Origin of the sequence: Streptomyces sp. SS1-1 (assembly GCF_008973465.1) — a bacterium.
Lineage (GTDB): Bacteria > Actinomycetota > Actinomycetes > Streptomycetales > Streptomycetaceae > Streptomyces.
On record NZ_WBXN01000004.1, the window covers coordinates 5952947 to 5973587 of the forward strand.

The following is a 20641-nucleotide window of genomic DNA, read 5'->3' on the forward strand; positions in this document are numbered from 1 at the left end:
GGGCGTCCTGGGCGTGTTACGGCCTCTCCAGGGTGGTTCGGGCGGAAAGGGAGCTTTCGATACGGTCCACGGCGATGAAGGCCCCGTAGGCGATCAGGTGCACCAGGCAGTGGTCGGTGTGCTCCGGCCGGCGCCACGCCGCCACGTCCTCCTCGGTGATCCGGTACGGCGCCAGGGCGGCCAGCAGCACCAGCCGCGCCCCGGGCCGCTCACGCCGGTCCGGGAAGCCGTCCGGGGCGAGCGGCGGATGGGAGCCGTCCCAGTCCAGCAGGACGGCCTCCACGGCGTCGTGGTCGTCGGCGCCGAGCAGGGCGGCCCCGGACATGGCGGCCCGCAGCAGCGCCGCGTACGCCACGCCGACCGGGGAGCCGTCCGCCCACGCGGGTGCCTCGCCCGCGTCGACCGTGTCGAGCAGCACCAGGGACGCGCCCGGCCGGGCGGGCCGGCGGACGGTCCGCGCGAGCGTACGGCCCACCAGGCTGCGCACCGCGCGGAACCGCTGGGCGCCGGCCGGGAGCAGGTTCTCGGCGAGCAGGGCGGAGGCGATCCGGCGCGCGGCCTGACCAACGAGGAGATCGCCGCGCACATGGTGATCAGCCCGTTCACCGCGAAGACCCACATCAGCCGGGCCATGACCAAGCTGGGCGCCCGCGACCGCGCCCAACTCGTCGTGTTCGCCTACGAGTCGGGGCTCGTCGCGCCGCGCGGCGCCTCTTGAGGCCCCGCGCCGCCCTCGAAGGCCGCGAGAATCCGCTCGGCGGCCAGCGTCGCCGTCAACTCGCCGTCCCTGACCCGCTGTTCCAGCACGGGCGCCAGGGACCGGACCGCCGGGTCCGCGTGCAGCCGGCCCAGCAGCTCGTCGCGGACCATGGTCCACGTCCAGTCGACCTGCTGGTCCCGCCGCTTCGCGGCGAGCCGGCCCGTGGAGTCCAGCAGCGCCCGGTGCTGCTCCAGACGCTCCCACACGGCGTCCAGACCGATCGACTCCCGCCCGCTGCAGTGCAGCACGGGCGGCGTCCAGACGGCGTCCTTGCCGTGCATCAGACGCAGCGCGCCCGCCAGTTCACGCGCGGCCGCCTTCGCGTCCCGCTCGTGCGGGCCGTCCGCCTTGTTCACGGCGAGGACGTCGGCCAGCTCCAGCACGCCCTTCTTGATGCCCTGCAGCTGGTCGCCGGTGCGGGCCAGCGTCAGCAGCAGGAAGGAGTCGACCATGTTCGCCACGGCCGTCTCCGACTGGCCCACACCGACCGTCTCCACCAGCACCACGTCGTAGCCCGCGGCCTCCATCACCACGATGGACTCCCGGGTGGCCTTGGCGACCCCGCCGAGCGTCCCGGCCGTGGGGGAGGGGCGGATGAACGCCGCCGGATCGACCGCCAGCCGCTCCATCCGCGTCTTGTCGCCCAGGATCGACCCGCCCGTCCTGCTGGACGACGGATCGACCGCCAGCACCGCCACCCGGTGCCCGAGACCCGTCAGCATCGTCCCGAACGCGTCGATGAACGTGGACTTGCCGACGCCCGGCACCCCGCTGACCCCGATCCGCCGCGCCCGCCCGCTGTGCGGCAGCAGCTCGGTCAGCAGCCGCTGCGCCAGCACCCGGTGCTGCGGCCGCGTCGACTCGACGAGGGTGATGGCGCGTGCGACGATCGCCCGCTTCCCGTCGAGCACGCCCTTCACATACGCGTCGACATCGATCACAGCTCGTGCCCGAGTCCGTCCGCCAGCCGCCGCACCAGGTCGTACGCCGCGTCCGGGATGACCGTGCCGGGCGGGAAGACCGCCGCCGCGCCCATCTCGAGCAGCGTCGCGACGTCCTGCGGCGGGATGACCCCGCCGACCACGATCATGATGTCCTCGCGGCCCTCCTCGGCCAGCGCCTCCTTGAGGGCCGGGACGAGGGTGAGATGCCCGGCCGCCAGCGACGACACCCCGACGATGTGCACGTCCGCCTCGACGGCCTGCCGGGCCACCTCGGCGGGCGTCTGGAACAGCGGGCCGACGTCGACGTCGAAACCGAGGTCGGCGAACGCCGTCGCGATGACCTTCTGGCCGCGGTCGTGGCCGTCCTGGCCCATCTTCGCGACCAGGATGCGCGGGCGGCGGCCCTCGGCCTCCTCGAAGTCGGACACGAGGGTGCGGGTGCGGTCCACGGCGGGCGACTCCCCGGCTTCGTTGCGGTACACGCCGGTGATGGTACGGATCTGGCTCGCGTGCCGCCCGTACACCTTCTCCAGGGCGTCGGAGATCTCGCCGACGGTGGCCTTCGCGCGGGCCGCGTCCACGGCCAGCTCCAGCAGGTTGCCCTCGCCGTCGGCGGCCCGGGTGAGCGCGTCCAGCGCGTCCCGGCAGGCCGTCTCGTCACGCTCCTCGCGCAGCCGCCGCAGCTTGGCGATCTGCTGCGCGCGCACCGAGGAGTTGTCGACCTTCAGCACGTCGATCTGCTCGTCGCTGTCGACGCGGTACTTGTTGACGCCGATGACCGGCTGGCGCCCGGAGTCGATGCGCGCCTGGGTGCGGGCCGCCGCCTCCTCGATGCGCAGCTTGGGGATGCCGGCGTCGATCGCCTTGGCCATGCCGCCGGCCGCCTCGACCTCCTGGATGTGCTGCCAGGCGCGGCGCGCGAGGTCGTACGTCAGCTTCTCCACGTAGGCGCTGCCGCCCCACGGGTCGATGACCCGGGTGGTGCCCGACTCCTGCTGGAGCAGCAGCTGGGTGTTGCGGGCGATGCGCGCCGAGAAGTCGGTCGGCAGGGCCAGCGCCTCGTCGAGCGCGTTGGTGTGCAGCGACTGCGTGTGCCCCTGCGTCGCCGCCATCGCCTCGACACAGGTGCGCGTGACGTTGTTGAACACGTCCTGCGCGGTCAGCGACCAGCCCGACGTCTGCGAATGGGTGCGCAGCGACAGCGACTTGGAGTTCTTCGGGTCGAACTGCTTCACCAGCTTCGCCCACAGCAGGCGCGCGGCGCGCAGCTTGGCGACCTCCATGAAGAAGTTCATGCCGATCGCCCAGAAGAACGACAGCCGGGGCGCGAACGCGTCGACGTCCAGGCCCGCTTCCCGTCCGGCCCGGATGTACTCGACGCCGTCCGCGAGCGTGTACGCCAGCTCCAGGTCGGCCGTCGCCCCGGCCTCCTGAATGTGGTAGCCGGAGATGGAGATCGAGTTGTAGCGGGGCATCCGCTGCGAGGTGTACGCGAAGATGTCGGAGATGATCCGCATCGACGGCTTCGGCGGATAGATGTAGGTGTTGCGGACCATGAACTCCTTCAGAATGTCGTTCTGAATGGTCCCGGCCAGCTTCTCGGGCGGTACGCCCTGCTCCTCCGCCGCCACGATGTACAGCGCGAGCACGGGCAGCACCGCGCCGTTCATCGTCATCGACACCGTCATCTTGTCCAGCGGGATCCCGTCGAACAGCTGCCGCATGTCGTAGATCGAGTCGATCGCCACGCCCGCCATGCCGACGTCGCCGGTCACCCGAGGGTGGTCGCTGTCGTAGCCGCGGTGCGTCGGCAGGTCGAAGGCGACCGACAGGCCCTTCTGGCCGGCCGCCAGATTGCGCCGGTAGAACGCGTTGGACTCCTCGGCGGTGGAGAAGCCCGCGTACTGGCGGATCGTCCAGGGCTGGTTGACGTACATCGTCGGGTACGGGCCGCGCAGATACGGCGCCACACCCGGGTAGGTGCCCAGGAAGTCCAGGCCCTCCAGGTCACGCCCGGTGTACAGCGGCTTGACCGCGATGCCCTCCGGCGTCTCCCACGACGGATCGTCCCCGCCGGTGGCCTGCTTGACGGCCGTACGCCACTCGTCGGAGCCGCCCGCCGCGGCCGGGGTCCCCAGTTCGATCCCGGTGAAGTCGGGGATTCCCATCAGGACACTCCCATGCGGTCGAGGGTGGCGGACAGGACGGCGACGGCGTCACAGCCCGCGAAGACATGGCCGTCGACGCCGGGGTGGTCCCCGGGCCGCCCGGCGAGGAACACGTGCGCGGCACCGGCCGCCTTCAGCCGTCCGGCGACCTCGGCGGCCTGCTCCTCGTACACGGCGTCGCTGGAGCACAGGCACGCCTCGGTGGCGCCGCTCTCCTCGAAGGTGCCCTCGGTGACGGGCTCGATGCCGCCGGCCTGGAAGAGGTTGGAGGCGAAGGTCAGCCGCGCGGTGTGGGCGGCGGCCGGGCCGAGCGCGGCCAGGTAGATCCGGGGCCGGGCGCCGGTCGCCGCGAGGTGCGCGTCGGAGCGGGCGCGCAGCGCCTCGTACGTCTCGTCGCGCCGCACGCGCGGCAGGCCCCCGGACGGCGGCTCGGGCGCGGGCTCGCGCACCACGGGCTGCTCGGCGAGGTTCGGGAACTCGCTGACGCCGGTGACCGGTTCGCGGCGCTTGGCCAGCTTTCCGGTGCGGGCCTCCCAGGTGGCGGCGAGGTCGTCGCCCAGCCGCCCCGAGCGCAGGGCGGCGGCCTGGCCGCCCGCCCGCTCGATCCGCTGGAAGAACTCCCAGCCCGCGTGGGCCAGTTCGTCCGTGAGCCGCTCCACGTACCAGGAGCCGCCCGCCGGGTCGATGACCCGGGCCAGGTGGGACTCCTCGATGAGGATGGTCGAGGTGTTGCGGGCGATGCGCCGCGCGAACGCGTCGGGCAGGCCCAGCGCGTGGTCGAAGGGCAGCACCGTCACCGAGTCGGCGCCGCCGACACCGGCCGCGAGCGTGGCGACCGTGGTGCGCAGCATGTTCACCCACGGGTCGCGGCGCGTCATCATCACCGGCGAGGTGACGGCGTGCTGCACCTGGGCGGAGGTCGCCCCGGACACCTCGGTCACCCGGGCCCACAGGCGGCGCGCCGCCCGCAGCTTGGCGATGGTGAGGAACTGGTCGGCGGTGGCCGCGTAGCGGAACTCCAGCTGCGCGGCGGCCTGTTCGACCGTCAGCCCGGCCTCGGTCAGCTCCCGCAGATACGCCACACCGGTCGCCAGGGAGGCGCCGAGCTCCTGCGCGGCCGAGCCGCCGGCCTCGTGGTACGGCAGCGCGTCCACGGTCAGGGCCCTGAGCCCGGGGTACTCCTCGGCGCACCGCCGGGCCAGCGCGGCGGCCGGCGCGAACGGCAGGGACGTGCCGGTGCGGGCCTCGTGGCCGAGCGGGTCGGCGCCGAGGTTGCCGCGCGCCGCGTCCTTCGCGACGCCACGCTCGTCGTACAGGGCGAGCAGGGCGTGCGCGGCGGCCTCCGTGTCGGCGCCCGCGTCCAGGACGACCGGGGCGAGGTCGAGGTAGACGCCGTCGAGGGCGCCGCGGAGGGAGGAGACCGGGATGCCGGCCTCGCCGAGGACCAGCCAGAGCGAGGTGACGCCGTTCTCCAGGTCCGCCAGCACCACGCCGTCCGCGGCCGTGGTGTGCCGCTGCCGTACGTCCCAGCCGCCGGCCGTGTTGCCCTCGGGGCGACCGCCCCGGACGAACGGGGCGAAGCCGGGCAAGCCGGGGTCGGGCGCGGCGTCACGCGCGGTGTACAGGGGGCGGGAGCGCATCCCGTCCTCGAGTGCGGTGGACAGGGCGTCCTCGGCAGCCGTACCCGACACATCCTTGCCCGCCTTGCGCAGCACACCTTCCACCAGGTGTCGCCACTGCTCATGGGTTGCGTCAGGGAACTCGGCGGCCAGCGAGAGCCCGTCGTCAGGCAGGACCGTCATGCTCGGATGCTAGGTCAGATCGCCAAAGGAGCAGCAGGGGGCACGGCTGTGACCTTGCCCTCTTCCAGATTGTGACCTGCGTCTCCGCGCCCTTGCGAGGCCCGCTCGAGCACGCCGAACGGGCGTCCGCGCACCCCGACTTGATAGCCTCGCCGAGCTGGTCGCGCCCCTTCTCCGGGGCCAGGGAATCCGGTGCGAATCCGGAACTGACGCGCAGCGGTGAGGGGGACGGGCGGGGCAGGCACGCCACTGGGAGACCGGGAAGGCGCCCCGCCGGGACGAACCCGAGTCCGAAGACCTGCCGGCACCTCCGCGCCCCCGGGCGGGGAGGACGTCCACAGGCCGGCTCCGCGTACGAGCCCCGACCCGAAGGCAGCCATGCCCGTGCTCCCGCCCCCGCCCCAGCCGTCGTCCGAGCCGCCGCCCGCGGACCGGCGTCCCCCGGCCGCGCCCTGCCGGGTCGTGCTCTGCCGGGACTGCTGCTGCGGCAGCCCGAAGGTGACCGGTGTCGACCACGAGCGCCAGACCGCCCGGCTGAGGGAGAGCGTTCCGGTGCGTGTCTCCGACTGCCTCGACGTCTGCGACCACGCCAATGTGGTCGTCGTCCAGCCCTCCGCCGCGGCACGGGCGGCGGGCGCCCGCCCGGTCTGGCTCGGCCTCGTCAACGACCCCGACGCCACCGAGGACGTCATCGCCTGGGTCCGGGCGGGCGGCCCCGGCGTCGCCCCCTGCCCCGAGATCCTCGGCCTCCACGCCTTCCCGCCGCCCTCGTCCCGCGCCTCCGGAAAGGGCTGACCGTCCGCGCGCCGCGTGGAGGGCTCAGGCCCGCCCCTGCGGGTACGGGTTCAGGCCTCGCTCTTGCGGCGGCGTGAAGCGGCCGAGCGGGGCGGGGTCGCCCGCATGTGGTCGCGCACCGGCCGCAGCAGGCCGGCGAGCGTCCTGACGTCGTCGGCCGAGAGCGGCGCGAACAGCAGCCCGCTGACCACCTCGATGTGCCCCGGCAGCACCTTCGCGAGCAGCTCGCGCCCGGCGTCGGTGAGGGTCACGGTGATGCTGCGCTCGTCGTCCGGTGAGGGGGCGCGGACGACCAGGCCCTCCCTCTCCAGCAGACCCACCTGGTACGTCAGGCCGCTGCGGCTGTAGACGACGCCGTCGGCCAGGTCGGTCATGCGGTGACTGCCCGTGGGCGCGTCCCCGAGCCGGGCCAGCAGCTGGAACTGCACGTAACTGAGCCCGCCGCTCTCCCGCAACTGCTGCTCGACAGCGTGCCGCAGCAGGCTGGTCACCTCGATGAGGTCGAAGTAGGTGCCGAGCTGCACGGGGTCGAGTGACGGCGGCGAATCAGGCATGGCCGGAGTCTACTGCTCACCCTCACTTGCTTCGAATTCGAAGCAGGTGTAGCGTCGACGCCAGTTACTTCGAATTCGAAGCAACCTTCACGATCGAAGATCACGACGAAGGTGAGAACCGTGATGAAGGCAGTGCGTTTCCACGAGTACGGCGAGCCCGGCGTCCTGCGCCACGAGGACGTGGAGCAGCCCGTCCCCGGCCCCGGCCAGGCCCGCGTCCGCGTCGCCGCGACCTCCTTCAACCCCGTCGACGCCAACATCCGCGCCGGCTTCATGCGCGGCCCCATCCCGGTGGAGCTGCCCCACACCCCCGGCATCGACGTCGCCGGCACGGTCGACGCGCTGGGCGAGGGGGTGGACGGCCTCACGGTCGGCGACGAGGTCGTCGGCTTCCTGCCGATGGACGGCGCCGGAGCCGCCGCCGAGTACGTCCTCGCACCGGCGGACGTCCTCGCGCCGGCACCGAAGAGCGTCCCCCTGGCGGACGCCGCCGCCCTTCCGGTCGTGGGCCTCACCGCGTACCAGGCCCTGTTCGACCACGGCGGGCTGACGGCCGGGCAACGCGTCCTGATCAACGGGGCGGGCGGCGCCGTCGGCGGCTACGCGGTACAGCTGGCGAAGAACGCCGGCGCCCACGTCATCGCCACGGCCGGCCCGCGCAGCGCCGAGGCGGTCGCCTCCGCGGGCGCCGACGAGATCGTCGACCACACCATCACCGGCGTCACCTCGGCGGTGACGGAACCGGTCGACCTCGCGCTCAACCTCGCCCCGGTCGAACCGGCCGACCTGGCGGCGCTGGTCACCCTGGTCCGCCCCGGCGGGGCCCTCGTCAACACCACCGTGTGGATGCCCGCACCGGGCGACGAGGAGCGCGGTGTGCGGGGCGTCGACCTGTTCGTCCGCAGCGACACCGGACAGCTGGAGCGCCTGGCCGGGATGATCGACCGAGGCGAGCTGCGCGTGGACGTCGCCGAGCGGGTGCCGCTGGCCGGGCTGCCGAACCTGCACGCACGGGCCGCCGAGGGCGCGGTGCACGGCAAGGTCGTCGTCGTCACCTCCACCGCGTGACGCCGGCCGGCCTCCACACCTTCACGGCACCCTCGCACCACGCCCCCATGGACGGTTGAACATCGAACAGGTGGTCACGGAAGATCGGACGGACCCGTCCGCCCGACCGCGAGGTGACGCCCGGCCATGTTCACCACCCGTCCCACCCTCCAGGGCACCTTCGGCATGGTGTCCTCCACCCACTGGCTGGCCTCGCAGTCCGCGATGGCGGTCCTGGAGCGCGGCGGCAACGCCTACGACGCCGCCGTGGCGGGCGCGTTCGTCCTGCACGTCGTCGAACCGCACCTGAACGGGCCGGCCGGCGAGGTGCCCATCCTCCTCGCCCCGGCGGGCGGCGAGGTGCGGGTGCTGTGCGGCCAGGGCGTCGCCCCCGCGGGCGCGACCGTCACCCACTACCGGGGCCTCGGCCTGGACCTCGTCCCCGGCACCGGCCCGCTGGCCGCCGCCGTCCCCGGCGCCTTCGACGCCTGGATGGTCCTGCTCCGCGACCACGGCACGCTCGCGCCCGCCGACGTCCTGCAGTACGCCATCCACTACGCCGAACACGGGCACGCGCCCGTGGAGCGCGTCGGCGAGACGGTCGAGACCGTGCGGGAGCTGTTCGAGACCGAGTGGACCTCCTCCGCCGAGGTGTACCTGCCGGACGGCGAGCCGCCCCGCCCCGGCACGCTCTTCCGCAACCCGGCGCTCGCCGCCACCTGGAAACGCCTCCTCGACGAGATCGCCGGCGCCGGCGACCGCGTCGCGCTGATCGAGGCGGCGCGCGAGGTGTGGCGTACCGGGTTCATCGCCGAGGCACTGGTCCGGCAGGCGCACCGGCCCACCCTCGACACCAGCGGCGAACGCCACACCGGCACCCTCACCGCCGCCGACCTCGCCGCCTGGTCCGCGACCTACGAGGCGCCGGCGACGTACGACTGGAACGGCTGGACCCTGTGCAAGGCCGGGCCCTGGACGCAGGGCCCGGTCCTCCTCCAGCAGCTCGCCCTGCTCCCGGACGAGCTGCCCCCGTACGGGTCCGCCGACTACGTCCACCTGCTGATCGAGAACTGCAAGCTGGCCATGGCCGACCGGGAGGCCTGGTACGGCGACGCCGCCGAGGTGCCGCTCGCCGACCTGCTGTCCGACGCGTACAACGCCGAACGGCGCCGGCTGGTAGGCGACACGGCCTCCTTCGAACTGCGCCCCGGCAGCCCCGGCGGCCGCACGCCAAGGCTCGGCGCCCACGCGCGGGGCGCCGCCGTCGCCACACCCGGCAACGTGCCTGGCGCGGGGGAGCCGACGGTCGCCACGTCGCCCCTGTCCCCGGTGCCGGCCGAACCCGAGGTGGCCGCCGACGGCACCACACGCGGCGACACCTGCCACCTCGACGTCGTCGACCGGTGGGGCAACATGGTGGCGGCCACCCCGAGCGGCGGCTGGCTCCAGTCGAACCCCGTCGTGCCCGAACTCGGCTTCCCGCTCGGGACACGCCTGCAGATGACCTGGCTGGAGGAGGGCCTGCCGAGCTCCCTGACCCCAGGCCGGCGCCCCCGCACCACGCTCACCCCCAGCATCGCGCTGCGCGACGGCGTGCCCGTGCTGGCCTTCGGTACCCCTGGTGGCGACCAGCAGGACCAGTGGCAGCTGCACTTCTTCCTCGCCGTCGCCCTGCGCGGCCCGGTCCGCGGCGGCCCCGACCTCCAGGGCGCGATCGACGCCCCGAACTGGCACAACGACAGCTTCCCCGGATCGTTCCACCCGCGCGGCAGCCGGCCCGGGAGCGTCACCGTGGAGGCCCGCACCGACCCCGCGGTGGTCGACGGGCTGCGGCGGCGCGGCCACGACGTCACGGTCGGCGACGCCTGGTCGGAGGGCCGCCTGTGCGCGGTCGCCCGCGACCCCGCGACCGGCGTCCTGTCGGCCGCGGCGAACCCGCGCGGCATGCAGGGGTACGCCGTCGGACGCTGACGGACCACGGATGATCTCCGCCCCGCGAGTTCACCGGGAGGCCGTCCGCAGGTCACCCGGCGGGCGGGCGTTGTCAGTGCCGCGTGTTTCCATGGACGGGTGATCGAAGACAACGAAACCATCGAAGAGTTTCTCGCCCGGCACAGCACCGACGTGGAGGACGCCGTCCGCAAGGCGGCGGCCGCCGAGATCATGCCCCGTTTCCGCCGGCTCGCCGACCACGAGGTCGACCGCAAGAGCGGGCCGCACGACCTGGTGACCGACGCCGACCGGCTCGCCGAGCGGTACCTCACGGACGCCCTCGGCGCCCTCCTGCCCGGCTCGGTCGTCGTCGGCGAGGAGGCGGTGCACGCCGACCCGTCCGTGTACGAGGCGATCCGCGGCGACGCCCCGGTGTGGATCGTCGACCCCGTCGACGGAACCCGCCAGTTCGTGCACGGCGACACCGGCTTCTGCACCCTGGTCGCCCTCGCCGTACGCGGCGAGGTGCTCGCCTCCTGGACGTACGCGCCCGCCCTCGACCGGCTGGCCACCGCCGTCCGCGGCCGGGGCGCCTTCCTCGACGGCGAGCGGCTGCGCGCCGGGTCCCCGGACCCCGCCCGCGACCTGCGGGTCGCCACCTCCCACCCCGACTTCACCACCGACGAGCAGAAGCGGTCCCTCCTCGGACTGTGGACCGACGGCGTCGCCCCGCGCCCGTGCGGATCGGCGGGCCTGGAGTATCTTGCGGTCGCCCGGGGCGACTTGGACGCCGTCGCCTTCGGATGGGAGGCGGCCTGGGACCACGCGGCCGGACTGCTGCTCGTACAGGAGGCGGGCGGCGCCCACCTGAGCCACACGGGCGAGCCGTTCCGTATCACCGGGGGCAACGCCCTGCCGTTCACGGCGGCCCGCGACGAGGCCACCGCCCGGCGGGTCGCGGGACTCCTGTCCGGCGAAGCGCGCAGCGCGGCATAGGACGCGCAAGAGGCGCAAGAGGGGTAGGAGGCGCAAGAGGCGTAGGAATAGAGTCCGCCGTGGGGGACGTGGGGGACGTGGGGGAGCGGAGGTGGGGCCGCGAAGGCCCGGCTTATCCTGATCCCTCTAGGCCGCCGCCTGACGAAGGGGTCCGAAGGTGCCGTCGATGCTCGACGCAGTCGTGGTGGGTGCGGGACCGAACGGCCTGACCGCCGCCGTGGAGCTGGCCCGCCGCGGCTTCTCCGTGGCCGTGTTCGAGGCCCGGGACACCGTCGGCGGCGGGGCCCGCACGGAGGAGCTGACGCTGCCCGGCTTCCGGCACGACCCGTGCTCCGCCGCGCACCCCCTCGGCATCAACTCGCCCGCCTTCCGGGCGATGCCGCTCGACCGCCACGGCCTCGAGTGGCTGCACGCGGACCTGCCGATGGCCCACCCCTTCGCCGACGGCACCGCCGCCGTGCTGTCCCGGTCCGTCGCCGAGACGGCCGCCTCCTTCGGGCCGCGCGACGCGGGGACGTACCGCCGGCTGGTCGCCCCGTTCCTGTCCAAGTGGGACACGCTGGCACGGGACTTCATGTCGCTGCCCCTCACCGCGCTGCCCCGCGACCCGGTGACCCTCGCCCGGTTCGGCCTGACCGGGCTGCCCCCGTCGACCTGGCTGATGCGCCGCTTCCGCGACGAGCGGGCGCGCGCCCTGTTCTCCGGCCTGGTGGCGCATGTGATGGCCCCGCTGAGCGGCTTCGCGACCGGCGCCATCGGCCTGGTCTTCGCCCTCGCCGCGCACGCCCGCGGCTGGCCCGTCGCCCGGGGCGGCTCCCAGGCGATCTCCGACGCCCTCACCGCCTACCTGAAGGACCTCGGCGGCGCCGTGCACACCGACTACGAGGTGAAGCGGCTCGACGACCTGCCGCCCGCGCGGGCGTACGTCTTCGACACCTCGCCGACCGCGCTGGCCCGGATCGCCGGCTTCGGCGGCTACTACGACGACTACCGGTACGGCTCCGGCGTCTTCAAGATCGACTACGCGCTGGACGGCCCGGTGCCCTGGACCGCCCCGGAGGCCCGGCGGGCCGGCACCGTGCAGATCGGCGCGGACAGCGCGGAGATCGGGGCGGCGCTGCGGGCCGCGTCACGCGAGGGACACGCGCCCGACCGCCCGTTCCTGATCACCGTGCAGCCCAGCGTCGCCGACCCCACCCGCGCCCCCGACGGCAAGCACGTCTTCTGGGCGTACGGCCATGTCCCCAACGGCTGGACCGGCGACCTCACGGACGCCCTGGAACGCCAACTGGAGCGCTACGCCCCCGGGTTCCGCGACCGGGTCCTCGCCCGCGCCACGGCCGGCCCCGCCGAACTCGCCGCCCGCAACGCCAACTACGTCGGCGGCGACATCGGCACCGGCGCCGCCTCCGGACTCCAGCTCCTGCTGCGCCCCAAGCTGTCGCTGTTCCCGTACCGCACCCCGCACCCCGCGATCTACCTGTGCTCGTCCGCGACCCCGCCCGGCCCGGGCGTACACGGCATGGCGGGGCACAACGCGGCCAAGGCGGTCTGGCGCCGCCTGCGCCAGGAGCCCTGACCAGCACGTCTGTGAGGAACAGAGCATGCCCGCCATCGGACTCGTACAGGGCGACATCACCCGCGAGGAGGCCGACGCGATCGTCAACGCCGCGAACTCCTCCCTGCTCGGCGGAGGCGGCGTGGACGGCGCCATCCACCGGCGCGGCGGCCCCGAGATCCTCGCCGAGTGCCGCGCGCTGCGGGCGTCCCGGTACGGCAAGGGCCTGCGCACCGGGCAGGCGGTCGCCACCACGGCGGGGAAGCTCCCGGCGCGCTGGGTGATCCACACGGTCGGCCCGGTCTGGTCGTCCGGCGAGGACCGCTCCGGCCTGCTGGCCTCCTGCTACCGCGAGTCGCTGCGCGTCGCCGACGAACTCGGCGCCCGCACCGTCGCCTTCCCCGCCATCTCCACCGGCGTCTACGGCTGGCCCATGGACGACGGCGCGCGGATCGCGCTGGAGACCGTCAGGGCGGCGGAGACCGCCGTCGAGGAAGTGCGGTTCGTGCTGTTCGACACGGCCGCGTACGAGGTGTTCGCCCGGCGGCTGGAGGCGTGAACACCGTCCGCGGCTGATCCGTACCCCCTGCCGTGGAGACGCACCAGGCACACCAGGCACCCGTGAGGAACCGAGGAGGCGGCACCCGGGGAGCCGGTGCGCGCCGCCGGGCCGCGATCGTCGCCGGACTGGCGGCCCCCCTGCTCCTGACGACCGCGTGCGGCGGCGGCACCGGTCCCGCCGCCGCGTCGAGCGGCCCGCCGAAGATCTCCGCCGCCGAGGCCGGGGTGGTGGCCCCGGCGAAGGTCGAGGTGATCGCCGGCCTCACCGGGTGCCAGGTGAAGATCAGGACCGAGGCCGACGAGCTGCGCGAGGGCGTCTGCCGGACGAAGCACGGCGACTACCTCGTCACGACGTTCCCGAAGGAGAAGCTGAAGCGGGACTGGCTGGACGCGGCCGCCGTCTACGGCGGCACGTATCTGGTCGGCACCCGGTGGGTGGTCAGCGCCGAGCCGGCCGTGCTGGAGCGGCTGCGGCCCCGGCTGGGCGGCCGCATCGAGCGCCTGAGCGGCATCGGCCCGAGCGCCGCCCCCGCGTCCCCCTGAGGCACGCTGAGCCGCGAGGCGATCCGCCGCCGCCCAGGCCGGCCGACGTCCGCGTCGGATTCTCGCCAGCGCTCACCCGGCCCGGTCCCCGATGCTGGACGCATGAGCCAGGGGATGCACACCGACGTCGAGCGCTGCGTGCGCGCCGTACGGTCGAAGGACGCCCGCTTCGACGGATGGTTCTTCACGGCGGTCGTCACGACCGGGATCTACTGCCGGCCCAGCTGCCCCGCGGTCCCGCCCAGGCCCGCGAACATGCGCTTCTTCCCGAGTGCCGCCGCCTGCCAGCAGGCCGGCTTCCGCGCCTGCAAGCGGTGCCGCCCCGACACCAGTCCTGGTTCCCCCGAGTGGAACCAGCGCGCCGACGTCGTGGCCCGCGCGATGCGGCTGATCGCCGACGGGGTGGTGGACCGCGAGGGCGTCCCCGGCCTCGCCGCGCGCCTCGGCTACAGCACCCGGCAGATCGAACGCCAGCTCCTCGCCGAGCTCGGCGCCGGCCCGCTCGCCCTGGCCCGCGCCCAGCGCGCCCAGACCGCGCGGCTCCTCATCGAGACCACCTCCCTGCCCATGGCGGACATCGCCTTCGCGGCCGGCTTCGCCTCCGTGCGCACCTTCAACGACACCGTCCGCGAGGTCTTCGCCCTCGCCCCGACCGACCTGCGTGCCCGGGCACCCCGTTCCGCCGAGAGCGGCACCGCGGGCGCCCTCACCCTGCGCCTGCCGTTCCGCGCCCCTCTCAACCCCGACAACCTCTTCGGGCATCTCGCGGCGACCGCCGTGCCCGGCGTCGAGGAGTGGCGGGACGGCGCGTACCGGCGCACGCTCCGGCTGCCGTACGGGCACGGCATCGTGGCGCTGAGCCCGCGCCCCGACCACATCGCCTGCCGTCTCACCCTCAGTGACCTGCGCGATCTCACCGTCGCGACCAGCCGGTGCCGGCGGCTGCTCGACCTCGACGCCGACCCGGTCGCCGTCGACGACCAGCTGCGCACCGACCCGGTGCTCGCGCCGCTGGTCGACAAGGCCCCCGGACGCCGGGTCCCGCGCACGGTCGACGAGGCCGAGTTCGCCGTACGGGCCGTGCTCGGGCAGCAGGTCTCCACGGCGGCCGCCCGCACCCACGCGGCCCGCCTGGTCACCGCGCACGGCGAACCGGTGGACGACCCCGAGGGCGGTCTCACCCACCTCTTCCCGGAGCCCGCGGCCCTGGCCTCGGTGGACCCCGAGGCCCTGGCGATGCCCCGCAGCCGCCGCACCACGCTGACGACCCTGGTCCACCGGCTCGCCGACGGTGACCTCCGCCTCGGCCCCGACAGCGACCGGCCCGAGACGCGGGCGAAGCTGCTGTCCCTGCCGGGCTTCGGCCCCTGGACGGCCGACGTCATCGCGATGCGCGCCCTCGGCGACCCCGACGCCTTCCTCCCCACCGACCTCGGCGTCCGCCGCGCCGCCCGCGAACTGGGCCTGCCGTCCACCCCGGCGGCCCTCACCGCCCGCGCCACCGCCTGGCGCCCCTGGCGGGCCTACGCCGTCCAGTACCTGTGGGCGACGGACAGCCACCCCATCAACGTCCTCCCCGCATAAGGAGAAACCGGTGCGACAGCACACCGTCATCGACAGCCCGTACGGCCCGCTCACCCTCGTCGCCGACGACGGCGTCCTGTGCGGCCTCTACATGACCGACCAGCGCCACCGCCCCGCCGAGGAGACCTTCGGCCCCCGCGACGCGACCCCCTTCGCCCGGGCCGAGGAACAACTCGAGGCGTACTTCGCGGGCACGCTGCGGGAGTTCACCCTCCCCCTGCGCCTGGCGGGCACCCCGTTCCAGCGCAGCGTCTGGGACGCCCTGCGCACCATCCCCTACGGCGAGACCCGCACCTACGGCCAACTCGCCGACGCCCTGGGCAAGCCGGGCGCCTCCCGAGCCGTCGGCCTCGCCAACGGCAGAAACCCGATCGGCATCATCGTCCCCTGCCACCGAGTGGTGGGCGCCTCCGGATCCCTCACCGGCTACGGCGGCGGCCTCCCCCGCAAGCAGCGCCTCCTGGCGTTCGAGAGCGGGGCGGCCCTGTTCTGAGGGCGTGCCTCAGGCGTCCTTGCCGATCCGCCGCAGCAGCTCCGGCAACGCCGTCCCGATCGGTTCGCGGACGACCTCGTCGGCCAGGTCGTCGTACGGGGTCGGTTCGGCGTTGACGATGATCAGGCGGGCGCCGTGGTCCGCGGCGACGCCTGCCAGGCCGGCGGCGGGCTGGACCTGGAGGCTGGAGCCGACCGCGATGAAGACCTGGCAGGCCTTGGTGATCGCGACCGCCTGGCCGAGGACCTCCGGGTCGAGCCGTTCGCCGAACATCACCGTCGCGGACTTCAGGACGCCGCCGCACTCCAGGCACGGCGGGTCGTCCTCGCCGGCGTCGACCCGGGCCAGGGCGTCCGCCATGGGGGAGCGGGCGTGGCACTTGGTGCACACCACCTGCCGTTCCGTGCCGTGCAGCTCCAGGACCTTGCGGGCGGGCAGGCCGGCCTGCTGGTGCAGCCCGTCCACGTTCTGTGTGAGCACCCGCACCGGCACCCCCGAGCGCTCCAGCTCGGCGACCGCGTGGTGCGCCGCGTTGGGCTCGGGGCGCCGCGCGTGGTTCTCCCGCCGCAGCAGCCAGGACCGGCGCCGGACGTCCGGGTCCGCCATGTAGTACTCGTACGTCACGAGCTTCTCGGCGTCCGGGTCGCGCCGCCACAGGCCGTTCGGCCCGCGGTAGTCGGGGATGCCCGAGTCGGTCGAGATGCCGGCACCGCTGAGCAGGGCCACGAGGGGCTTGGTCATGCGGCCGAGGGTAGGACGGGCGGCGGGAGCGCGGCGAATGGATATTCGAGCAAGCATCGCGTACGCCGGGCCGCCCGGTGCTAGCGTGCCCGCATGGCCAAGGTCACCGTCTCGCTCGATGCCGAACTCGTCGTGGAGGCCATGGTCCTCGCGGGCGTCGGCAGCCCCAAGGACGCCGTGGAACTCGTGCTGCGCGACTACGTCCAGCGCGGTCACCGCACCGAGGCGCGGGTCGCCGAGCGCGACGAGGCGCTGCGCGAGGTGGACGTCCGGCCCCGGGACGTCGAGGGCTGACCCGCCGGACCCAGGCCCCGTCACTTCGAGGGCTGACCCCGGCCGGGTCAGGTCACCGGGTGCCCGTTCTCCAGCTCCACCGGACCCGTGCCCTCCGCCAGGGCGTCCAGCGCGGCCAGCACCCGGCGGCCCAGGGAGCCCGGCAGAAGACCGGTCAGCTCCTCGCGGGGGACCAGCCGCCAGGAGAGCAGCTCCTCTTCCTGCAACCGGATCGCCTTCAGCTCGTCCTCGGTGAGCACACCGCCGTCGAACAGGTACGCCACCAGCGGCGGACGTCCCGCGCCGTGCACCCAGTCCACCGCGAGCAGCCGGCCGAGCGTGCGGTCCAGGCCGATCTCCTCGAGCGTCTCGCGCCGCGCGCCCTGGCGGGGCGTCTCGCCGTCGTCGGACTCGATCGTGCCGCCGGGCAGCGCCCAGCCCTCGCGGTAGTTCGGCTCCACGAGCAGCACCCGTCCCGCGGCGTCACGGAAGAGGGCGGCGGCGCCCGCGAGGATGCGGGGGAGACTCGCGATGTACGCGGCGAAGTCGGGCGTCGAGGTCATCCATGCAGGGTAACCAGCCGGGCGGCCGTCGAACGCGCACCCGGCTACGCCCCCAGCTCCGCCAGCCGCACCGTCCGCTCCGCCAGCTCGCTGATCCGGGCGCCGTCGAACCCGAAGACCGCGCTGCGCACCGTGTCCTCCAGCGGCTCCGTCCACTGCGCCGGGATCGCCGCGGCACCGCTCAGCACCCCCGCCACCGACCCGGCCGTCGCCCCGTTGGAGTCGGTGTCCAGGCCCCCGCGCACGGTGAGCGTGATCGTGCGGGTGAAGTCGCCGTCGCCGTACAGCAGCCCCGCCGTGAGGACGGCCGCGTTCGGGACCGTGTGGATCCAGCCCAGGCCCGCCGTCTCCTCCATCACGGTGCTCAGCGTGTCCTCCCAGGACATCCGTGTCTCGTGGAGGGTCGCCACCCGGCGCACGGTCCGCGCGAGCCGGCTGCTCGCCGGGATCACGGTGAGCGCCCGGTCGACGGCCTCGCGGATCGTGGACGCCGTGAACGCCGCCGCGATCAGGGCCGCCGCCCACATCGCCCCGTACACCCCGTTCCCGGTGTGCGAGAGCACCGCGTCCCGGCGGGCGAGGGACGCGGCACGCGCGGGGACGCCCGGGGAGGTCCAGCCGTAGACGTCGGCGCGGATGAGGGCGCCGATCCACTCCTGGTGGGGGTTGTCGAAGGTGGCGGTGAGCGGCGGCTTGAGACCGTTCGCCAGATTGCGGTACGCGGCCCGCTCCGCCGTGAACGTCTGCAGATACGGCAGCCGCAGCAGCCACAGGTCGCCGACCTGCTCGGTGCTGAACCCGAAGCCGTGCCGCTCCAGCAGGTCGAGGCCGAGGATCGCGTAGTCGACGTCGTCGTCGCGGCAGCTGCCGTGGATCCGGCCGCGCACGCAGTCGCGCCACTCGGGGCGCAGCGAGCGCCCGTCCTCCTCGTCGGCCGGCTCGGGCAGATAGTCGGTGAGCGGCAGGGCCGCGGCCCTGCGCAGATAGCGGTCGATCCGGTCGCGCGTCCACAGGTCGCCCTGCTCGACCGGCTTGCCGAGCATGTTGCCCGCGATCCGGCCCAGCCAGCCGCCGAGGACGCGGTCGGCGAGCTCGGCATCCGTGCCCACAAGGGTCATAGGACCGGTGTACCCGATTCCGGCGGCCCACGCGCCCACGCGCCCGCACGCGCCGGGCCGTCCCACGCCCCGGGCGGGGCATGGCGGGTCCGGGGTGCCGCCGGTTAAGGTCGCAGCGGCGCGACTGGCCCCGACGTGTGCGGGGCCCGGAGAGCAAGGGGATACAGGTGACACAGCGCGTGCTCATCGCCGCGGACAAGTTCAAGGGGTCGCTCACGGCCGTGGAGGTCGCCGAGCGGGTCACCGCCGGTCTGCGCCGGGCCGCCCCGGGTGTGGAGGTCGAGGCGATGCCGGTCGCCGACGGCGGTGACGGCACCGTCGACGCGGCGGTCGCGGCCGGTTTCGAGCGCCGCGAGGTACGGGTCTCCGGGCCGCTTGGCGACGAGGTGACGGCGGCGTTCGCGCTGCGCGGCGACACCGCGGTCGTGGAGATGGCGGAGGCCAGCGGCCTGCAGCGGCTGCCCGCGGGCGTCCTCGCCCCGCTCACGGCGTCCACGTACGGCTCCGGCGAGCTGCTGCGGGCGGCCCTCGACGCCGGTGCCCGCACCCTCGTCTTCGGCGTCGGCGGCAGCGCCACCACGGACGGCGGGGCCGGGATGCTGAGCGCGCTCGGCGCCCGTCTGCTCGACGCGGACGGTGAGCCGGTGGCACCCGGCGGGGGCGGCCTCGCCGAACTGGCCACCGCCGACCTGTCGGGGCTGGACCCCCGCCTCGCCGAGGTCGACCTGGTACTCGCCAGCGACGTGGACAACCCGCTGACCGGCCCGAAGGGCGCCCCGGCGGTGTACGGCCCGCAGAAGGGCGCGTCCCCGGACGACGTGGCCGCGCTGGACGCGGCCCTCACGCACTACGCCAAGGTCCTGGAGAGCGCCGTCGGCCCCCGGGCCGCCCGGCACGCCTCGGCGCCGGGCGCCGGAGCCGCCGGCGGCATCGGGTACGGCGCCCTGCTGCTCGGAGCCCGCTTCCGGGCCGGCATCGAGGTCATGCTCGACGTCCTGGGCTTCGTGCCCGCCGTGGAGCGCGCCGACCTGGTGATCACCGGCGAGGGCTCCCTGGACGAGCAGACCCTGCACGGCAAGGCCCCGGCCGGGGTCGCGTCGGCGGCCCGCGCGGCCGGCAAGGAGGTGGTCGCCGTGTGCGGGCGTCTCGCGCTCGCGCCCGAGGCGCTGGGCCGGGCCGGCATCCGGCGGGCGTACCCGCTGACGGAGGAGGAGCCGGACGTGGCGGTGTGCGTCGCGGACGCCGGGCCGATCCTGGAGCGGGTCGCGGAACGCATCGGACGGGACTTCCTGACCTGACCGATCCCGAGGCGAGCCCCCGGGCACGCGAAAGGGCCCCGGACCGGTCGGTCCGGGGCCCTTTCCGTCACAGGAGGCGGATCGCTACGGCAGCTGGGCCGCGCGTGCCTCGCGCCGGTTGTCGCGGAAGTTGTTCACCCGGCGGGCCGTGGCGAACAGCGGGATCACCGCGCCGGTCACCAGCTGGAGCGCGCAGCCCGTCTGGAGGAGCAGCTGACCGCTCGGGGCGTCGAACGCCCAGGCGGCGAGCAGACCCATGGACACCACGATCCAGGACAGCATCGCGATCGCGAGGCGGCCGCGCGGCTTCGGGTACTCGACCCGGCTCACCATCAGCCAGGCCGTGCCCAGGATCGCCAGGAGCGTCGCCACGAAGGGCAGCTCCAGCAGGACGATCGAGACCACCGTCAGCGCGCCGAACGGCGACGGCATCCCCTGGAACATCCCGTTGGGGACGGAGACGCAGGAGAAGCGCGCCAGCCGCAGCACGACCGCCAGCAGGACCACGATCGCCCCGACCGCGGCCACTCTCTGGTGCGCGTCGTCGGCGACCATGCCGTAGACCAGGACGAAGTACGCCGGGGCCAGGCCGAAGCTGATCAGGTCGGACAGGTTGTCCAGCTCGGCGCCCATCGGGGACGAGCGGAGCTTGCGGGCGACCAGTCCGTCGAACAGGTCGAAGACCGCCGCGCAGAGCATCAGGATGACCGCCGTGGCCGCGCTGTGGCGGGCCATGCCGGACTCCTGGCTGCCCGTGAGGTGCGGGATCAGGATGCCGGTGGTGGTGAAGTACACCGCCATGAAGCCGCACGTCGCGTTGCCGAGGGTGAGGGTGTCCGCTATCGACAGGCGGAGGGAGAGCGGCATCTCCTCCTCTTCGTCGACCTCGTCCGCGCCCGGCACCCAGCCCG

The 20641-nt window shown here is 74.3% G+C and carries 19 protein-coding genes, 2 pseudogenes and 1 riboswitch; of the genes and pseudogenes, 12 read left to right on the forward strand and 9 right to left on the reverse strand.

Annotated elements, in window-relative coordinates; genetic code table 11:
* Positions 1–16: 16 nt before the first annotated feature.
* Positions 17–550 (reverse strand): annotated as a pseudogene (locus F8R89_RS28605) (DNA-binding protein); the annotation flags it as partial.
* On the opposite strand from F8R89_RS28605, the pseudogene F8R89_RS28610 reads away from it, so the two are divergent.
* A pseudogene (locus F8R89_RS28610) lies at positions 551–718 on the forward strand (response regulator transcription factor); the annotation flags it as partial.
* Here the strand turns inward: F8R89_RS28610 and meaB are convergent.
* The 3 genes from meaB to F8R89_RS28625 are packed head-to-tail and all read right to left on the reverse strand — an operon-like array spanning position 679 to position 5674.
* Positions 679–1701 (reverse strand): methylmalonyl Co-A mutase-associated GTPase MeaB, encoded by a 1023-nt coding sequence (gene meaB, locus F8R89_RS28615; RefSeq protein WP_151786640.1) that lies wholly within the window; start codon positions 1699–1701, stop codon positions 679–681. The pseudogene F8R89_RS28610 and the gene meaB overlap by 40 nt on opposite strands.
* Positions 1698–3872 carry a methylmalonyl-CoA mutase gene (gene scpA / locus F8R89_RS28620; protein ID WP_151786641.1) on the reverse strand — a complete coding sequence of 725 codons (2175 nt, stop codon included), beginning with the start codon at positions 3870–3872 and terminating at the stop codon, positions 1698–1700. Before scpA ends, meaB begins: the two co-directional genes overlap by 4 nt.
* Entirely contained in the window at positions 3872–5674 is a 1803-nt protein-coding gene (locus tag F8R89_RS28625; protein ID WP_151786642.1) for a methylmalonyl-CoA mutase family protein, read from the reverse strand. Before F8R89_RS28625 ends, scpA begins: the two co-directional genes overlap by 1 nt.
* Before the next feature lie 141 nt (positions 5675–5815).
* A riboswitch (cobalamin riboswitch) is annotated at positions 5816–5995 on the forward strand.
* A 57-nt stretch (positions 5996–6052) separates the two neighbouring features.
* Here F8R89_RS28625 and F8R89_RS28630 point away from each other — a divergent pair.
* Positions 6053–6469: a hypothetical protein gene (locus F8R89_RS28630; protein ID WP_225994523.1), complete on the forward strand. Its 417-nt coding sequence runs from the start codon at positions 6053–6055 to the stop codon at positions 6467–6469.
* A 50-nt stretch (positions 6470–6519) separates the two neighbouring features.
* Here F8R89_RS28630 and F8R89_RS28635 read toward each other — a convergent pair whose 3' ends face one another.
* Positions 6520–7023, reverse strand: coding sequence for a MarR family winged helix-turn-helix transcriptional regulator (locus F8R89_RS28635; protein WP_151786643.1), 504 nt, complete (start codon positions 7021–7023; stop codon positions 6520–6522).
* A gap of 123 nt (positions 7024–7146) precedes the next feature.
* On the opposite strand from F8R89_RS28635, the gene F8R89_RS28640 reads away from it, so the two are divergent.
* The 8 genes from F8R89_RS28640 (at position 7147) to F8R89_RS28675 (ending at position 15737) form a co-directional block, all read left to right on the forward strand.
* Positions 7147–8091, forward strand: coding sequence for an NADP-dependent oxidoreductase (locus F8R89_RS28640; protein WP_151786644.1), 945 nt, complete (start codon positions 7147–7149; stop codon positions 8089–8091).
* A 126-nt stretch (positions 8092–8217) separates the two neighbouring features.
* The gene (locus F8R89_RS28645) at positions 8218–10041 is read left to right on the forward strand and encodes a gamma-glutamyltransferase family protein (protein ID WP_151786645.1); all 1824 of its coding nucleotides are present in this window, start codon (positions 8218–8220) and stop codon (positions 10039–10041) included.
* 99 nt (positions 10042–10140) lie between these two features.
* Positions 10141–10998, forward strand: coding sequence for an inositol monophosphatase family protein (locus F8R89_RS28650; protein ID WP_151786646.1), 858 nt, complete (start codon positions 10141–10143; stop codon positions 10996–10998).
* A 166-nt stretch (positions 10999–11164) separates the two neighbouring features.
* Positions 11165–12577, forward strand: a complete 1413-nt coding sequence (locus tag F8R89_RS28655) for a phytoene desaturase family protein (RefSeq protein ID WP_151786647.1) — start codon at positions 11165–11167, stop codon at positions 12575–12577.
* 25 nt (positions 12578–12602) lie between these two features.
* Positions 12603–13115, forward strand: a complete 513-nt coding sequence (locus F8R89_RS28660; RefSeq protein WP_151786648.1) for an O-acetyl-ADP-ribose deacetylase — start codon at positions 12603–12605, stop codon at positions 13113–13115.
* Positions 13116–13177: 62 nt separating this feature from the next.
* Complete coding sequence (locus F8R89_RS28665; protein ID WP_225994524.1) at positions 13178–13660, forward strand: hypothetical protein; 483 nt, start codon at positions 13178–13180, stop codon at positions 13658–13660.
* A gap of 114 nt (positions 13661–13774) precedes the next feature.
* On the forward strand, positions 13775–15244 hold the full coding sequence (locus F8R89_RS28670; RefSeq protein ID WP_151788328.1) for an AlkA N-terminal domain-containing protein: 1470 nt from the start codon (positions 13775–13777) through the stop codon (positions 15242–15244).
* Between the two features lie 10 nt (positions 15245–15254).
* Positions 15255–15737: a methylated-DNA--[protein]-cysteine S-methyltransferase gene (locus F8R89_RS28675; protein WP_151786649.1), complete on the forward strand. Its 483-nt coding sequence runs from the start codon at positions 15255–15257 to the stop codon at positions 15735–15737.
* Positions 15738–15746: 9 nt separating this feature from the next.
* Here the strand turns inward: F8R89_RS28675 and F8R89_RS28680 are convergent, their stop codons facing one another.
* Positions 15747–16478: an SIR2 family NAD-dependent protein deacylase gene (locus F8R89_RS28680; RefSeq protein ID WP_151786650.1), complete on the reverse strand. Its 732-nt coding sequence runs from the start codon at positions 16476–16478 to the stop codon at positions 15747–15749.
* A 93-nt stretch (positions 16479–16571) separates the two neighbouring features.
* Here F8R89_RS28680 and F8R89_RS28685 point away from each other — a divergent pair, with 93 nt between their 5' ends.
* On the forward strand, positions 16572–16772 hold the full coding sequence (locus F8R89_RS28685) for a type II toxin-antitoxin system VapB family antitoxin (RefSeq protein WP_151786651.1): 201 nt from the start codon (positions 16572–16574) through the stop codon (positions 16770–16772).
* Between the two features lie 47 nt (positions 16773–16819).
* Here the strand turns inward: F8R89_RS28685 and F8R89_RS28690 are convergent, their stop codons facing one another.
* Positions 16820–17314 carry an NUDIX domain-containing protein gene (locus tag F8R89_RS28690; protein WP_151786652.1) on the reverse strand — a complete coding sequence of 165 codons (495 nt, stop codon included), beginning with the start codon at positions 17312–17314 and terminating at the stop codon, positions 16820–16822.
* Between the two features lie 44 nt (positions 17315–17358).
* Positions 17359–18432, reverse strand: a complete 1074-nt coding sequence (locus F8R89_RS28695; RefSeq protein ID WP_151786653.1) for an ADP-ribosylglycohydrolase family protein — start codon at positions 18430–18432, stop codon at positions 17359–17361.
* Between the two features lie 161 nt (positions 18433–18593).
* Here F8R89_RS28695 and F8R89_RS28700 point away from each other — a divergent pair, with 161 nt between their 5' ends.
* Positions 18594–19730: a glycerate kinase gene (locus tag F8R89_RS28700; RefSeq protein ID WP_225994662.1), complete on the forward strand. Its 1137-nt coding sequence runs from the start codon at positions 18594–18596 to the stop codon at positions 19728–19730.
* A gap of 84 nt (positions 19731–19814) precedes the next feature.
* Here the strand turns inward: F8R89_RS28700 and pssA are convergent, their stop codons facing one another.
* Positions 19815–20633 (reverse strand): CDP-diacylglycerol--serine O-phosphatidyltransferase, encoded by an 819-nt coding sequence (pssA, locus tag F8R89_RS28705; RefSeq protein ID WP_062667064.1) that lies wholly within the window; start codon positions 20631–20633, stop codon positions 19815–19817.
* Positions 20634–20641: the final 8 nt, after the last annotated feature.